This is a genomic window from Pusillimonas minor, from assembly GCF_014237865.1.
GTDB lineage: Bacteria > Pseudomonadota > Gammaproteobacteria > Burkholderiales > Burkholderiaceae_B > Neopusillimonas > Neopusillimonas minor.
On the sequence record NZ_JACJUU010000002.1, the window covers coordinates 154,916 to 170,342 of the forward strand.

Sequence of the window (15,427 nt, forward strand, 5' to 3'; positions counted from 1 at the left end):
TTATTTGCATAATTAGCTATTGACCTCGGAAACAGATAATCGCTATTATTCGACCAACAAGACTATTAATAGAAACCCGCCGGAGTACGCCACGATGAAAATTCAAGAAAAATGGATTCGCGCATTCGAAACCATGTTTCGTAAATGCAAGGTCGAAACCGGCGAGATCGTCCGTCTGCTAACTGAAACCGAAAGCCGCAGCATCAACGTCCAGTTGGCCGAGCTGGCCCTGGCGCGCATGGGTGCGATCCCCGTGCGAATCACCGTCCCGTCATTGGCCATCAATACGCCGGTGCCGGTGCGCTCCACAGGCGCATCACATGTCATTCAAAACATGGCCCCCGTCATCAACGCTCTTTCGGGCCCCGGTCTTGTTGTCGACCTCACGGTCGAGGGCCTGTTGCACTCCCCCGAGCTGCCCGGCATTCTGGGCTCAGGCGCACGCGTACTCATGGTCAGTAACGAGCACCCCGAAACACTCGAGCGCCTGACCACCGACCAGGACCTGACTGCTGCTGTCAAGAAAGGGGTCAAGATGCTGGCCAACGCCAAGGTCATGACAGTCACATCGGCAGCCGGTACGCACTTAACCATCGATCTGAACAACGCTAAGGTCGGTGGGGTCTGGGGCGGCGCCGACCGCCCCGGGCTGGTACAGCACTGGCCCGGCGGCATCTGCCTGGCTTTCCCGGCGGCTAACGCCGTCAACGGCACGCTGGTCATGGACATCGGCGACGTCAACCTGACCTTCAAGCGCTACCTCGAACAACCTGTCACGCTGCACATTGAAAACGACTATGTCACGCGCATCGAGGGCAAAAACCTCGATGCCGAACTAATGCGCAGCTATATGGACGCCTGGCAAGATCGCGACGCCTACGCCGTCAGTCATGTCGGGTGGGGCATGAACCCGCAAGCCCGCTGGGACGCCCTGCAAATGTTCGACAAAGCCGACACCAACGGCACAGAACTTCGGGCATTTGCAGGCAATTTCCTGTATTCGACGGGGGCAAACGATGTCGCTGGCCGTCACACGCTGGGCCACTTCGACCTGCCCATGCGCCACTGCACCGTTTCTCTGGATGGCATCACCGTGGTCGAGCAGGGCAAACTCTGCAGCGACGTATTCCAATGAACACAACGCCTTCCTGGTTGGCCGCAGGCCACGGCAACACGCCGCTGGTGCTGTTGCACGGTATGGGCTCAACCGCCGAGGTCTGGCTGCCCCAACTCAATCACTTCGGCCGCCAACGTCACACCATTGCCTGGACGGCCCCCGGCTACGGACCGTCGCCGGCCCTGCCCGCAATGGGTTGGCACGAACTGGCCAATGCGCTGGCCCAAATGCTTGACACGTTGCGTATTCCAAAGGCCGTGGTGCTGGGCCACTCAATCGGCGGCATGGTCGCGCAGGCGTTTTATCACCAACACCCCCAGCGGGTTGCCGGGCTGATTTTGTCGGCGACCAGCGCCGGGTTTGGCAGTACCGACCCGCAATGGAAAGAAGACTTCCTGCGCCAACGTACCGAACCCATGGCACGCTACGACAGCTTTGCGCAGGCCGCCCCCGATATGCTGGCCGGCTTCATGGGGCCCGGCATCTCTACCCAGATGCGAGAGCTGGCCGAAATCAGCGCGGCCAACATCGAAAAAAGCCGCTACATCGACTACATGCGCCTGCTGGTCACGTTCGACCATAAAGACCGCCTGCCCCACATTGCCGTGCCCACGCTGTTGCTGGCGGGCGAGCTCGACACCCAGGCGCCCCCGAAAGGCATGCAACGCATGGCCGACGCCATCCCGGGCGCCCGCCTTGAAACCCTGCCCGGCACCAAACACATGGCCAACCTCGAGAACCCGGCACAGTTCAATCAGGCCATCGAGGCCTTCCTGGCGCAATTCGCCTAAGCCCACACCACACATACCTAAAGCAATTACTGGATACGATCATGGATAGCAGCTACCTCGCCGAATACGCTCACTCTGCCGACAGCAATGCCCACTTTCATGGCCTGCCCCTGACTGACGAGCAAAAGCACCTTATCGCTAAAGTCGACGAATACGGTGTCACATGGGCCGAACGTGCGTTTAAACACGACCGTGAAGCCAGTTTCCCCACAGAAAACTACGAAGACCTGAAAGCCATGGGCTTTTTGGGGTTGTGCGTACCCAAACGCCTGGGCGGCCTGGGCGCCGACTATCGCACCTACACGCTGGTGGCCAGCCGTATTGCCTATTACTGCGGCAATACAGCCAACACCTTCAATATGCATAATGCCAACGCCCTCTGGACGGCCGACATGATCGACGCCATGGACCTGACCGATGCCGAGCGCGAATCGCACGAACACAATCGGGCGATTCATTACGGCAACATGATCAATGGCAGCATCTATTCGCAACCATTTTCAGAAGGCAGTGGCGCCGCCGCCGGCAAGCACCCCTTTGGCACTACGGCCACCCGCAGCGACAGCGGCTGGGTGCTCAACGGCAAGAAAATTTTCGCGTCATTGTCGGGCCATGCCAATTACTACGGCGTCTTGTGTACCGAAGACGTGCCCAATGCCACCTTGGCCGACACGCTGTTCATCGCCATCCCGGCCGATGCGCCTGGTGTTTCGGTGGTCGGCGACTGGGATCCTCTGGGCATGCGAGGCACTGTCTCGCGCACGCTTATTTTCAAAGATGTGCATGTACCCGACACAGCCCAACTGATGCCCCGAGGCATCTACATCAAAGCGGCATCGCAGTATCCGCACATGTTCATGACGCTCACCCCCACTTATATGGGTGTTGCTCAGGCCGCTTTCGACTTTTCTGTGGCCTATCTGCGGGGCGATGTCGCCGGCGTCAACGTCAAACGCCGCATGTATCCCACCAAACAACACGCCATCGCCGAGATGTATATCAAGCTGCAACAGGCCTGGGCCTTGTTCCATCGTGTCACGTCGGAATTCAAGCGCCGACCCAGCCGCGAAGAACGCTCACGCGCCTATGCCTGCCAGTACACAGTTATGGAATACTGTGCCGAGATATGCGCCATGGCCGTCCGCGTTTGTGGCGGCCAGGCCATGCTGAAGACATTCCCGCTGGAACGCTTGTACCGCGACAGCCGGTGTGGGGCGCTTATGCTCCCATGGACGGCTGAAATCTGTATTGACCGCCTGGGCTACGGACTTTTATACAAGGAAGGCGAACGTGATGACGACTAACCAGAAACCAGAACTGCGTCAGGCATTTGGCCGGTTTGCCACCGGCATCGCGGTCATTACGATGCTGGCTGAAGACGGCCAGCCCTATGGCCTGACAATCAATTCATTCTCGAGTGTGTCGATGTCGCCGCCAATGATCAGCTGGAACGTTGTACGCGGCACAACGGCACACCAGGTCATCAGCCGCCAGGGCCGCTTCGTCGTGAACATTCTGGCGCGCGACCAGCGTCATGTGGCCCAGCAAATGACGGGCCCCATCGAAGGGCGCTTCCAGGGCATTGCGTTCACACCGTCGGCATATGGCCTCCCTGTCATTGACGGCGCACTGGCGACTTTCGAGTGCGACACCCACACGTTGGTCCAGGCCGGCGACCACGACATTATTCTGGGCCTTGTCGAGCACTTCAGTCACCGCGACGGCCCGCCGCTGGTGTACTGGCAAGGGCGATACGCCACCGCCATGCACGAACAATAAGACAACAGGCTCACCCACCACATCCTGACAGACCACAGACGTCTGGCGCTGATTCAACCCGATCAACGTAGTACAACAACCCGGAGACACCTCATGCAACTTAAGAAGACACTGTTTGCCCTGATTGCCGGTCTGGCGTTTGCCGCATCGGCGCATGCCCAACTTAAAGTCGGCGTCGTTTCGTCGGCCACCGGCCCGGTATCCCTCATCGGTATTCCGCAAAAGAACACCGTCCCCCTAATGCCCAAAGAAATCGCCGGCCAGAAAGTCGAATACATCACGTTCGATGATGGCAGCGACCCATCCAACACCGTCACGGTGGTCAAGAAGCTGATCTCGGAAGAGAAAATCGATGTGCTGGTCGGGCCATCTAGCTCACCCAATGCCATGGCCATTCTTGACTTCGTCGCCGAAGCCAAACTGCCCACACTGGCCCCCGTCGGCACCATCGCCATCGTCCTGCCCATGGACGACAAGCGCCGCTGGGTATTTAAAACCACACAAAACGACGGCCTGGTCGCCGACAAACTGTTCGACCACATGAAAGCCAACGGCGTGAAAACAATCGGCTTCATTGGCACCGGCGATACGTTCGGCGAAACCTGGTTCAAGGTGGCCTCAGATGCGGCCAAGGCGCGCGGCATCGAAATCATTGCCAACGAGCGCTTCAAGCGGCCCGACACCTCGGTCACCGGCCAAGCATTACGTATTTTGTCGGCCAAGCCCGACGCCGTGCTGGTCGCAGCCCCGGGCGGGCCAGCCGTACTGCCCCAAGTCACACTCACCGACATGAACTACAAAGGGCAGTTCTACCAAACCCACGGCGCGGCACTGAACGAATTCATCAAGCTGGGGGGTAAAAAAATCGAAGGCACCATCCTGGGCGGCAGCGTCATGCTTGTCCCCAACGACGTGCCCGACAGCAACCCCGCCAAGAAAGTGGCCCTTGACTACATCAATGCCTACAAAGCCATGCACGGTAACGAACCTGCCACATTTGGCGGGAACATGATGGATGCCGGCATTTTGCTGGAAAAAGCCGTACCCGAAGCCCTAAAAACTGCAAAACCCGGTACCGAGGCCTTCCGGGTCGCCCTGCGCGATGCCCTTGAAAACATCAAAGAAGTTCCCGGCACCCAGGGCATTTACAACATGACGCCCCAGGACCACAGCGGCTTTGACCATCGCGGCGTCGAGCTGGTGACGGTCAAAGACGGCACCTGGGCACTGGCCAAATAAGGCCTTACGGGCGACTGTTCGGTCGCCCGCCCTTCCTTTAGCTTTCAGCTTATCGGTCGGCCAACCCATGGCCGACCGGGGCTGGTCGTATCTTGCAGGTTTCAGAATGACCCAAACCACCTCAGACTTTGCCTTGCATTGCACCGCCTACGGCAACCCGCCCGCCATCGGCATGGTTGCTGCAAAGAACCCACCGTTGGGCCCAACCGACGTACGTATTGCCGTCGACTGCGCGGCGTTCAACTTTACCGATCATTTGCTGGTGCAGGGGCGCTACCAAGACAAACCCGACCTGCCCTTTACTCCCGGTCTGGATGCCGCCGGCAAAATCATCGAAATCGGCAGCGAAGTTCGCGGTTTCAAACCCGGCGACGCGGTGGTTTCCAGCGGCGTTGTAGGGGCCTGGGCGGCACGCCTGGTCGCCCCAGCCCATCGTCTGGTTCATATCCCGGCCGGCCTGGCGCCCGCCGATGCCGTCGCCTCCATCAATTCCCATCTTACGGCCTACCATGGCCTGATCGACCGCGCCAGCCTGACCGCCGGCGACCGCGTGGTCGTGTTTGGCGCCAACGGCGCGGTCGGCAAAGCGTGCGTGCAAATTGCCCATCACGCCGGCGCCCAGGTCTATACCGTGATGCGCGTCGCCGATGGCCTGCAGTTGGAAGACACCACCCGTCAAAGGCAAATCACCGTCACGCCAGACACGCTAAAAGAAGGACTGCGCGAGCTGCTGGACAAGGCAGGCGCAGACATTGTGGTAGACCCGGTTGGCGACTTTTACACCGAGGCCGGCGTGCGTAACCTGGCTTGGCGCGGCCGCCTGCTGGTCATCGGCTTTGCTGCCGGCGACATCCCAAAAGTGCCCACCAATTTGCTGCTGCTCAAGGGCGCATCGGTCGTCGGTGTTTATTGCGGCGGGCTGCTTGTCCAGGAAACATCGGCATTTACGCAGCAAATGGCGCAAATGTTCGGGCTCATGGCTCAAGGCACACTTACACCATCACCCCACGAAACCTGGCCGGCCCAATCGTTTACCGACATCTGGGAACGCTTTTCTTCCGCACCACGCGGCACCAAAGTTTTACTGGGATTCAACACCCCCTGATTACGGATACTGCAGCATGAGCCGTCATATTCCAGAAACTATCCAGGCCATCGAGCCACTGCGACCCGACGCCCCCTTTCGAGAAGTGGACTTTGCGCCGGTCGACGTTCTGCTGACACCGCAGCCAGACGGATCGCTGATTTTGTCGAACCGTCAACCCCTGGCTGCACTGCCCGTGACGCAAATTGGCGAGTATCTGCGTCATCATGCCGCCCAACGTCCCCACCAGACCTTTCTGGCCGAACCAGGAGCGGACGGCCAATGGCAACGCCTGACCTACGCCCAGGCCCTGACCAAAGCCAACGCGGTGTCACAGTGGCTGCTTGACCAGCAATTGCCCGCCGGGCGACCTGTATTGATTCTGAGCGAAAACAGCATTAACCAGGCCCTACTGCAATTTGCCGCCATGCAAATCGGCGTGCCAGTCATGCCGGTTTCGCCCGCCTACAGTCTCATGTCAGAGGCCTGCGGGAAAATTGCCGACCTGTCACAACGATTCTTGCCCGCGCTAATCTATGCCGGCAATAGCCGGCGGTTTGCCAAAGCCCTGGCTGTGGCACGAGCCCACAGCCCCGACGCGCTCTGGCTTTGCGACGACAACGTAAATGCTGACGCGATACCCTTTGACCGCGCGGCAGCAACCTCCCCGACCCATGCTGTTGAAGAGGCCTTCGGGCGCGTGGGGCACGACACCATTGCCCGCCTGCTCCTTACGTCCGGCTCCACCGGCAGCCCCAAAGCCGTCATCATGACCCAACGCAACATCATTGCCTCGGGTGTGCTGTGGGATCAGGTCTGGCCTTTTCTGGCCAAAGAGCCGCTGGTCATGGTCGACTGGCTGCCTTGGAACCACACGGCGGGCGCCCATGGTGCGTTGGCCATGGTGCTGCGCCACGGCGGCACGCTTTACCTTGACGATGGCAAGCCCGTGCCACATTTGATTGGCCGCACAGTACAACACCTGCGCGACATCAAACCCAATGTCATGACCAATGTGCCCCGCGGCCTGGATATGCTGGTCGCCGCCATGGAAGACGACCCGGCTATCGCCAAAGACATCTTCGCCCGCCTGAACGCTATTGTTTATGGTGGCGCGTCGCTGGCGCCAAATACACTGCTCAAGCTCGAGCAGCTGAGCGCCCAGGCTACCGGGCGGCGCATCCCTATCTCGTCATCGCTGGGTTCAACCGAAACTACCATGCCCGCCACCCTGATCTGGTGGCCACCCAAAGTACTGGGCACACTGGGTTTGCCTGCGCCCGGCGTCGAGGCAAAGCTCGTCCCCTTGGGAGACCGGTACGAAATCCGGTTTCGCGGCCCCAACATTACACGGGGCTACTACAACGATGATGCCGCCAACCAGAAAAGCTACGACGAAGAAGGCTTTATGTTGACAGGCGATGCCGTGGTTTTTGCCGACGATGAACACCCGGAAGAAGGGCTTTTTTATGCCGGGCGCCTGTCTGAAAACTTCAAGCTGGCTACCGGCACCTGGGTATCTGTTGCCACGGTGCGCGGCAACCTTTTGCCCCAGTTGCACCCGTTTGTCACCGATGCCGTTCTTACCGGTCACGACCGCAACGAATTGGGCGCACTGTTCTTTCTGAACACCTCACAAATTCGCAAGCGCCTTGCCGGAGCCGCCGACCTGGATGATGCCGCCCTGACGCAATTTGCACCGCTGCAAGACATCATTCGTGAGGGAATAGAACGCCATAACCGCAACTTTCCTGGCAGCAGCACCCGAATTGCGCGCGCCCTGCTGCTGGACAGCCCGCCCAGCATCGACGACAACGAAATCACCGATAAAGGCTATATCAACCAGTCCGGCGTCCTCAAGAGGCGCGCCGAGGCGGTTAAACGCCTGTACGATGGCCAGACTTTAGACAGCGATTGCCTGATCATCGACACCTGACAACCCCGCACGAAGCCCTTATGACCCAACCGATTCGCCTTTACGGCACACCTTTAAGCAACTACTACAACAAGGTCAAAATTGCCCTGCTGGAGCAAAACCGGCCTTTTGAAGAAGTCCTTATCCGGCCCGCCGACCGCTGGCCCGACGGCAGCCCCACCGGCAAAGTCCCCTATCTGGAAACGCCGGACGGGCACCTGGTTTTCGAATCGCAAGCCATCGTCGAATACCTCGAAGAAACACGTGAACAAGCCCCAAGCCTGTACCCCGTCAACACTATCGAGCGGGCGCGCTGTCGCGAACTGACCAGCTACCTTGAGCTCTACCTTGAGTTGCCCGCAAGAAGGCTTTATGGCGCCGCCTTCTGGGGTGCAAAACTGGCCCCGGGCCTGGCCGAAGAAGTCATCGCCGATGTATCACACGGGCTTGTTTTTTTGGCTCGCCGGGCCGACTTTTTGCCATGGCTGTGCGGCAATGACTTTACCCACGCCGATGCCGCCGCCTGGGCGCACTTTGCCACCATGCAACGCGCCCTGCAGTTTGTCGGCGCGGCCAGCCTGTTGCACGACGCGCTGCCACCACTGGCCGGCTACCTTGAAAAGCTGGTCACGCGGCCCAGCATACAGCGCACGCAAGCCGACCTGCGGGTAGAATTTCGCCAACGATTTGGCAAAGCCTCACCCGCTTGAACGGACACCAACATGGCACGCACACGCGCACTGGATTACGAAGACCGAAAAAAAGATATCCTTAAGGCAGCGGCAGTTTTGTTCGCCCGCCAAGGCTACAGCGAAACCCTGCTTGAAGACATTGCCACCCAATGCGGCGTGAAAAAGTCTTCGCTTTACCATTACCACCGCTCGAAGCACGCCATTTTGTATGGCCTGATTACCTGGAAAATCGAAGACCTGGCCTGGAAAGTCGACGCGGCCATCGAGGCCGAACACACCCCCGAGGCGAAGTTTCGGGCCCTGACCACAACGCTGGTCAACGAGTACATTCGGGTCCCCGAAGAAATGACGGTACTCATCACCCAGATGCGCTACTTGAACAAGACCGCCATGCGGTCGGTCATTGTCATTCAAGAACGCATCATCAACCGGGCGGTGCTGCTGATACAGTCGCTGCGGCCCGACGTTGAGATCACCCGCAAAAAAGTCACTGCCATGGCCATGCTGTATTTCGGCATGACCAACTGGATCCCTGTCTGGTACAAACCGTCCGGCTCCATCAAGCCCGCCGACTTATCTGCGATGATTGCCGACACCTTCCTGAACGGCGTGCGCCAGCTTGCCATCGATTAAAGCCAGCCTGCTGCGGACATAGTCCAGATTCTCAGACAGCGCGTGCGGCTTAAAGCCCAGCGCCTGCAACTTCCGGCACGCCAGGGCCGAGTACTGCGGACGCCGCGCCCGCGCCGGGTAGTCGTCGGTGGTAATGGGCTGCAACTGGTGCGGCACGCCCGCCAAAATAGCGCCGGCAAATTCAAACCACGTCACCACCTCGCGACCGGCAAAGTGGTAAATGCCGCCAGTTATCGCATCGCGACCGGCGAGCCCAATAAGGACATCGGCCAGATCGCCGGCATAGGTGGGAGACCCCACCTGGTCGTTAACCACCGTGAGTAGTTTGTTTTGTGCTGCCAACGCCAAGATGGTCTTGACGAAATTCTTGCCATACTCGCTGAACAGCCAGGCGGTTCGCGCCACGATCGCGTCGGGGTTGGCGGCAAGCACCGCCAGTTCACCTGCCCGCTTCGACTGCCCATACACGCTCAGGGGAGCAGGCGTGTCGTCTTCGGTATAAGGCGACTGACGCGTGCCGTCGAACACATAGTCTGTCGAAACATGAAAGAAGCGGGCGCCGCAACCACGAGCCGCCCGCGCCATATGCTCGGGGCCGTGGGCGTTAACGGCATACGCACGATCAATGTCAGACTCGGCGGCGTCTACAGCGTTATACGACGAGGCATTGATCAGCACATCTGGTACAAACGAAGCCACCGCACCGGCAACCTGGGCGGGCTGCGTAATATCGACCTGTGCCGACGTGGGCGCATGCACCTGCCAAGACGCCGGCGCACGATCCTGCAAACACCGGCCCAATTGCCCGGCACCACCGAAAATCAATACTTTCAAAAAACGCTCCGTAACTCGCACAGCGCAGACAACGACAAACCTTGCCTGTCTTTCTCGGAAACTACCGGCTCGGATACCGGCCAATCAATACCCAGTGCAGGATCATCCCAACGCAGACAGACTTCATCGCCAGGCTGATAAAAATCAGTACATTTGTATTCGACCAAGGCGTCATCTGACACCACGACAAAACCGTGCGCATAGCCGGGCGGCACCCATAGTTGCGTAAAGTGTTGTGCCGACATCGCCACCATTTGCGCCTGGCCGAACTGCGGGGAGTCGCGCCGTACGTCAACGGTGACGTCGATGATTTCGCCCCGCGCCACACGCACCAGCTTACCCTGCGGGTGCTTGAGCTGATAGTGCAAACCGCGCACCACATTTCGCGCAGAGTAGCTGCAGTTATCTTGCACAAACGGCTGGTACCCCGGCAACTGCGCTTCATAGCGGCGCGCCTGGAAGGTTTCGAGAAAATACCCCCGATTATCGCGATGCACATCAAGCGTCATGAGCTTGACGTCTTGAAGTGCGGTGTCGGTAACCTTCATTGGCCTGCGGCCCCCATCGTTATGCAATTGCTCCTACAATCTACCATCAAATTTTGCCTGCACTCACGCACATGCCTTTAAAAGATCTGCGCAATCTCATTATTCTCAGCATCATCTGGAGCGGATCATTTCTGTTCATGTTGCTGTCCATTCACGAAGTCGGGCCCATGCCCCTCATCGAGATCCGCGCTTTTGCGGGCGGGGTGTTCCTGATGGCGCTGGTGATCGCACTAGGCAAAATGCCCAGCCTTATCCAGAATTGGCGCGTCATCAGCGTGGCGGGGCTGTTCAATTCGGCCTTCCCGTTTTTAATGCTGGCTTATGCCGCACAACACCTCACATCGGGCCTGCTGGCTATTCTTAATGCCATGACACCCCTTTTTGGCGGGCTGATCGCCAGGGTTTGGCTAAAAGAACGCATGACCGCGCCTCGCATCGGGGGGCTTGTACTGGGCTTCGCGGGCATTCTTATCCTGGTGTCAGACGACCTGCAGTCCAGCTCCGGCGCCACCCATTTGCTGCCGGTTATTGCCGGCCTGGGCGCCCCGTTGTGCTACGCCATTGCCGCTTGCTATTCGGGGCTGTATCTTAAAACCGTCGACCCAATGGCCAGTGCCGCGGGCAGCGTTGGCACCACGGCCATAATTTTCATGCCGCTCGCCCTGCTTACCTGGCCCGATTCGGCCCAGGTGTCGGTAACGGCCTGGTCGGCTGCGATTGCCCTGGGTGTGCTGTGTACCGGCCTGGCTTACGTGCTGCTATTCAGGCTGTTGGCCAGTGTCGGCCCAACCAAAACCATTACCGTCACCTTTTTGGTGCCGCCCATGGGCGTAATGTGGGGTGTGATATTTTTAGGTGAGCCACTAACGCCCGCCATTGTGGTGGGCGCTTGCGTGGTGCTGGCGGGCACTTTTTTGGCAACCGGCGTACGGTTTCGCCGCACCCCAAAAAACTAAACCGGCGTGCCGCGCGCCTGCAGCGCTTTGCCCAGCATCCAGGCCATGGTAATGCCGGCCAACGAAAACAGCCCCGTCACCACCCATGTCATTTGCCAGCCACCGGCCAATGTGGCCACCCAGGCCACAATGGGCGGGCCGATAAACTGGCCCAACGCGGTGCATTGCTGCATCCAGCCTACTGATGTAGAGGTTGTCTGGCGCGACGGCGCCAACTGAATCACCAGGTAAAACAGCGTCGCCGGAATCAGCCCGCCAACGGCCGAGAACAAAAACACCATGACCAGTTGGACCGGGGTTGAAATATTTAACGCAAATGCCACAAACGAGCACAACCCCATGGTGATGAAGCCTGTGGCAATAAGCGTTTGCGGCTGCCAGCCTTTGTGCAACAAACGGCCGCCCCAAAAATTACCCAACGCATTGCTGCCGCCCACAATGGCTGTCATGAAGCCGGCTGTTGTGCCGGAGAAGCCCTCGACAACGTAGATAGACGGCAAAAAACCGACCACAGCCATCCATTGCGACGAGTACGCCAAAAAGCTTAACGCCACCAGCCAGACATTTCGGGAAGACAGCGTTTGGCAGACAATACTCCAGGCACGCGGCGGCGCAGCGGCAGCCGCGTCGGTTGCCGCTGCGCTACGGTACACCGCATCGGAGGGCACCCGTGACAACACCAGCCACCAGATGGCGCCGGTAAGCACTGCCAGCACCCACCACAACACCTGCCAATGCGAGAAGCTGAGCAACCACGAGCCAAAGATCAAGACAATAATGGTGGCAAAGGGTACATAACAGCCCCAAAGCCCAAGCAGGCGACTTAAATAGGCCGGTTCGACCAGGCGCCGTATTAGCCCAGGCGCAGGCATGACCACCATGAGGAACCCAAGGCCCTCGAGGGCCCGGAACAACAACAGGGCCGTTTTGCTTTCGAACAAAGGGCCCAGCGCGGAGCTGGCCGTCAGCAACGACAGGCCCAGCAAAATACATCGGCGCAAACCAACTTTTTCGGCCACCAGCCCGATCATCAACCCCAGGCTCATGCCGCCCATTTGCACCAGCGACAGCAGAAAGCCCGACTCGACCAGCGTCATGCCCAACTGACGCTGAAGCTCGGGCAGGGCCGGCGGCAACTTCCAGACGTGCAGTGCCGCACACACCCCGGCTACAAACACAATGTAGGCAAAAGTATTAGAGGTGACCGGCCCCCGGGAAGCGACTGAAGACATAAAAAACAACCCGCGAATTTGAAAAGACAAGCGTTAAGTGACCGCATTAAAGCACACTGTAAGCACATCAATGCTATGGTATGCCACCGCTACAAATATTGTGGCACACTGCCTTTAAACACGCCCGCTAACCGCTTGTACTGCACCAACAGGCTTTGTATTTCAGGTTGCCATGTCAACACACCCAGATGCTGCACAACCGCCTTCAACCACGCAAACCGAAGGCACCATCCGCTCGAAGTTGCTGCTTGTATTTGCCATCTGCTTCATCTCCATCAACCTGCGTTCCGCGCTCATCAGCGTCGGCCCCGTGGTCGAATCCATACGGCAAAACCTGTCGCTGTCCGGCACCATGGTGGGGTTGCTCCTGACATTACCCATTCTGTGCTTTGGCGCCTTCGCTCCCTTTGCGCCGCGGCTGCAACGCTATCGCTCCCCCGAACAACTGGTCACGCTGGCGCTGCTCGTGCTGTGTGTGGGCGTCGCACTACGAAGCCTGTTCGGCACCTTCGGGTTGTTTGCGGGTACGCTGGTCTCCGGTGCGGCCATAAGCGTCGTCATGGTCATGCTACCCAGCTTAATCAAAAAGAACTTTGCCACACAGGCCGGCGCCATGATGGGGCTTTATTCAACCGCGCTGTGCCTGGGGGCTACAGTAGCTGCGGCGTTTACGGTGCCGGTCGAATCCATTCCCGGCAGCGATTGGCGCTGGGCCCTGGCATTCTGGAACCTGCCCCTGTTTATTGCCATTGCGTTGTGGCTACCTTATTCAAAGGCCGGTAAAGCCAATCCGCTCGCGGCCACAGCCAAGCTACCAAAATTGCGTCACAACGCACTGGCCTGGCAGGTGTCTTTGTTCATGGGCATCCAATCGTCCATTGCCTATTGCGTATTTGGCTGGTTGCCCGTAATTTTGGTCGATCGCGGCCTTACCCCCCTGGCCGCCGGCTTCATGTTGTCTATTTGTATGGGCGTTCAGGTCATTACATCGTTATCGGCGCCCTGGATGGCCACCCGAAGCAAAGACCAGCGCAGCACGATCGCGCTCATGCTGGCGCTCTCGGTTGTGGGACTGATGACCACCATATACGCCCCGCTTGAAACCATGTGGCTATGGTCAACCATTTTAGGCTTGGGGTTAGGCGGGGTCTTTAGTATGGCGTTGGCCCTGCTGGTGTTGCGCGCCCCCAGTCCTCAAGTAGCCGCATCGCTATCGGGCATGGCCCAGGGGGTAGGCTACACCGTAGCCGCAACCGGCCCCATTATTGTGGGTGTGCTGCACGAGCTCACCGGCAACTGGCACGCAGTTGCCGTGTTCTACCTTGTACTGGCGACGGGTTCGTTCACATTTGGCATGGGTGCCGGGCGCAATCTTTATATCAAGCCAGACCCAAAGTCTTGAGCGCCACCGAGGTATCCAAAGCCTGAGCCCGATCAACCACCACCTTGTCGGCAATCAGGCGACGCGAGGCCAGGTGATCTGCCGGCGAATTGATCGATTCGGCGCAGGTCAGGCGGTCGCCATCAAAATACAGTACCGAAAACTTGCCATCGGCCGGGTTGCCGCGCACCGCGCGTTCGTGATGCGCATCGGGTACACCCGCGATCTGGATACGCGTTGCCCCCTGGTCTGACCAGAACCACGGCATGGCCGAATACGCCGACGGGTCACCCAAAATACTGCGCGCAGCGCAGCGCGCCTGATCGTTGGCATTTTGGACAGACTCCAGACGCACCCGACGCCCCAGCATGGCCGACGGAAACACGGTGCAGTCGCCAATCGCGTATACCGCAGGGTCGCTGGTTTGCATGAATTCGTTGACCACAATGCCGTTGTCGCAATCGAGCCCGGCGTCTTGGGCAAGTTCAACATTAGGCACGGCACCCACACCAACCACAACAACATCGGCCGCAAAAAAGCGATCGCCGACCCAGGCGCCCTTGACCACGCCGTCGGCTGTTTCAAGGCGGTCAGCCCGACACTCCAGCTCGATGGCAATGCCATTGGCACGATGGGTACGCAACAGATAATCGGAAATTTCAGGTGAGGCAGAGCGGCCCAGCAAACGATCGGCCGCTTCAAGCACGGTTACCTGCTTGCCCAACGCCGACGCAGTAGCGGCCAGCTCGAGCCCGATAAACCCGCCACCAAACACCAGCACGTTATTGGCCGCTCCAATCTGGTCGCGCAGTCGCTGTGCGTCGTCGATGGTGCGTAAGGTGAAGACATTACTGAATTCGCCCTCGAACAGGGGCAGCATCCGTGCACGCGTACCCGTGGCCAACACCAGAACATCATACGGGAACGTATCGCCCGAATTGACCGTGACCTGTTGCACTTCGCGGTCGATGGCAGTGACACACGTATTAACGTGGACATTAATGCCGTTGTCAGCATAGAAACTGCCCGGCCGCAGCCACGCCGGTTGTGGGTTTTCGTCTTTGATGAAGGTTTTTGACAGGGGTGGCCGCTGATAAGGTAAATAGCCTTCTTCAGTGATCAGGGTCAGCTTTACCGGCTGGCCGGCTTCAAGGACGGATGCACAAAACTGGGCTGCGGCATGCCCGCCCCCGACAACAACGATATTCTTCACAACGGGATCATCC

General features: G+C 58.9%; 15 protein-coding genes. 11 read left to right on the top strand and 4 right to left on the bottom strand.

Annotated features, from left to right (window positions below):
• Positions 1-94 precede the first annotated feature (94 nt).
• The 9 genes from GTU67_RS03405 to GTU67_RS03445 all read left to right on the top strand — a co-directional run bounded on the left by GTU67_RS03405 (position 95) and on the right by GTU67_RS03445 (position 9,250).
• Positions 95-1,135 carry a 2,5-dihydroxypyridine 5,6-dioxygenase NicX family protein gene (locus tag GTU67_RS03405; RefSeq protein WP_185778772.1) on the top strand — a complete coding sequence of 347 codons (1,041 nt, stop codon included), beginning with the start codon at positions 95-97 and terminating at the stop codon, positions 1,133-1,135.
• A complete protein-coding gene (locus GTU67_RS03410; protein ID WP_185778773.1) occupies positions 1,132-1,908 on the top strand; it encodes an alpha/beta fold hydrolase in 777 nt (258 codons plus the stop codon). The genes GTU67_RS03405 and GTU67_RS03410 overlap by 4 nt, the downstream gene beginning before the upstream one ends.
• A 41-nt stretch (positions 1,909-1,949) precedes the next feature.
• On the top strand, positions 1,950-3,212 hold the full coding sequence (locus GTU67_RS03415; protein WP_185778774.1) for an acyl-CoA dehydrogenase family protein: 1,263 nt from the start codon (positions 1,950-1,952) through the stop codon (positions 3,210-3,212).
• Positions 3,202-3,687: a flavin reductase family protein gene (locus GTU67_RS03420; protein ID WP_185778775.1), complete on the top strand. Its 486-nt coding sequence runs from the start codon at positions 3,202-3,204 to the stop codon at positions 3,685-3,687. Before GTU67_RS03415 ends, GTU67_RS03420 begins: the two co-directional genes overlap by 11 nt.
• 93 nt (positions 3,688-3,780) lie before the next feature.
• The gene (locus GTU67_RS03425) at positions 3,781-4,926 is read left to right on the top strand and encodes an ABC transporter substrate-binding protein (RefSeq protein ID WP_185778776.1); all 1,146 of its coding nucleotides are present in this window, start codon (positions 3,781-3,783) and stop codon (positions 4,924-4,926) included.
• Between the two features lie 106 nt (positions 4,927-5,032).
• On the top strand, positions 5,033-6,031 hold the full coding sequence (locus GTU67_RS03430) for an NADPH:quinone oxidoreductase family protein (RefSeq protein WP_185778777.1): 999 nt from the start codon (positions 5,033-5,035) through the stop codon (positions 6,029-6,031).
• A 16-nt stretch (positions 6,032-6,047) separates the two neighbouring features.
• On the top strand, positions 6,048-7,946 hold the full coding sequence (locus tag GTU67_RS03435) for an AMP-binding protein (protein ID WP_185778778.1): 1,899 nt from the start codon (positions 6,048-6,050) through the stop codon (positions 7,944-7,946).
• Between the two features lie 20 nt (positions 7,947-7,966).
• The gene (locus GTU67_RS03440; protein WP_185778779.1) at positions 7,967-8,635 is read left to right on the top strand and encodes a glutathione S-transferase family protein; all 669 of its coding nucleotides are present in this window, start codon (positions 7,967-7,969) and stop codon (positions 8,633-8,635) included.
• A gap of 12 nt (positions 8,636-8,647) precedes the next feature.
• Positions 8,648-9,250, top strand: coding sequence for a TetR/AcrR family transcriptional regulator (locus GTU67_RS03445; RefSeq protein ID WP_185778780.1), 603 nt, complete (start codon positions 8,648-8,650; stop codon positions 9,248-9,250).
• Here GTU67_RS03445 and rfbD read toward each other — a convergent pair.
• Positions 9,191-10,084: a dTDP-4-dehydrorhamnose reductase gene (rfbD, locus tag GTU67_RS03450; RefSeq protein WP_185778781.1), complete on the bottom strand. Its 894-nt coding sequence runs from the start codon at positions 10,082-10,084 to the stop codon at positions 9,191-9,193. The genes GTU67_RS03445 and rfbD overlap by 60 nt on opposite strands.
• Positions 10,081-10,632, bottom strand: coding sequence for a dTDP-4-dehydrorhamnose 3,5-epimerase (rfbC, locus tag GTU67_RS03455; RefSeq protein ID WP_185778782.1), 552 nt, complete (start codon positions 10,630-10,632; stop codon positions 10,081-10,083). Before rfbC ends, rfbD begins: the two co-directional genes overlap by 4 nt.
• 71 nt (positions 10,633-10,703) lie before the next feature.
• Between rfbC and GTU67_RS03460 the strand changes: the two genes are divergently transcribed.
• Positions 10,704-11,588, top strand: a complete 885-nt coding sequence (locus GTU67_RS03460; RefSeq protein WP_185778783.1) for a DMT family transporter — start codon at positions 10,704-10,706, stop codon at positions 11,586-11,588.
• Here GTU67_RS03460 and GTU67_RS03465 read toward each other — a convergent pair.
• Positions 11,585-12,820, bottom strand: coding sequence for an MFS transporter (locus GTU67_RS03465; RefSeq protein ID WP_185778784.1), 1,236 nt, complete (start codon positions 12,818-12,820; stop codon positions 11,585-11,587). The genes GTU67_RS03460 and GTU67_RS03465 overlap by 4 nt on opposite strands.
• Before the next feature lie 172 nt (positions 12,821-12,992).
• On the opposite strand from GTU67_RS03465, the gene GTU67_RS03470 reads away from it, so the two are divergent.
• Positions 12,993-14,222, top strand: coding sequence for a CynX/NimT family MFS transporter (locus GTU67_RS03470; RefSeq protein ID WP_185778785.1), 1,230 nt, complete (start codon positions 12,993-12,995; stop codon positions 14,220-14,222).
• Here GTU67_RS03470 and GTU67_RS03475 read toward each other — a convergent pair.
• A complete protein-coding gene (locus tag GTU67_RS03475; RefSeq protein ID WP_172684665.1) occupies positions 14,200-15,414 on the bottom strand; it encodes an NAD(P)/FAD-dependent oxidoreductase in 1,215 nt (404 codons plus the stop codon). The two genes, GTU67_RS03470 and GTU67_RS03475, sit on opposite strands and share 23 nt — an antisense overlap.
• Positions 15,415-15,427: the final 13 nt, after the last annotated feature.

Coding starts and splice junctions, on each gene's coding strand:
- GTU67_RS03470 (WP_185778785.1), top strand. CDS start 12,993: ATGTCAACACACCCAGATGCTGCACAACCGCCTTCAACCACGCAAACC.
- GTU67_RS03430 (WP_185778777.1), top strand. CDS start 5,033: ATGACCCAAACCACCTCAGACTTTGCCTTGCATTGCACCGCCTACGGC.
- GTU67_RS03410 (WP_185778773.1), top strand. CDS start 1,132: ATGAACACAACGCCTTCCTGGTTGGCCGCAGGCCACGGCAACACGCCG.
- GTU67_RS03425 (WP_185778776.1), top strand. CDS start 3,781: ATGCAACTTAAGAAGACACTGTTTGCCCTGATTGCCGGTCTGGCGTTT.
- GTU67_RS03435 (WP_185778778.1), top strand. CDS start 6,048: ATGAGCCGTCATATTCCAGAAACTATCCAGGCCATCGAGCCACTGCGA.
- GTU67_RS03440 (WP_185778779.1), top strand. CDS start 7,967: ATGACCCAACCGATTCGCCTTTACGGCACACCTTTAAGCAACTACTAC.
- GTU67_RS03405 (WP_185778772.1), top strand. CDS start 95: ATGAAAATTCAAGAAAAATGGATTCGCGCATTCGAAACCATGTTTCGT.
- GTU67_RS03460 (WP_185778783.1), top strand. CDS start 10,704: ATGCCTTTAAAAGATCTGCGCAATCTCATTATTCTCAGCATCATCTGG.
- GTU67_RS03420 (WP_185778775.1), top strand. CDS start 3,202: ATGACGACTAACCAGAAACCAGAACTGCGTCAGGCATTTGGCCGGTTT.
- rfbC (WP_185778782.1), bottom strand. CDS start 10,632: ATGAAGGTTACCGACACCGCACTTCAAGACGTCAAGCTCATGACGCTT.
- GTU67_RS03445 (WP_185778780.1), top strand. CDS start 8,648: ATGGCACGCACACGCGCACTGGATTACGAAGACCGAAAAAAAGATATC.
- GTU67_RS03465 (WP_185778784.1), bottom strand. CDS start 12,820: ATGTCTTCAGTCGCTTCCCGGGGGCCGGTCACCTCTAATACTTTTGCC.
- GTU67_RS03415 (WP_185778774.1), top strand. CDS start 1,950: ATGGATAGCAGCTACCTCGCCGAATACGCTCACTCTGCCGACAGCAAT.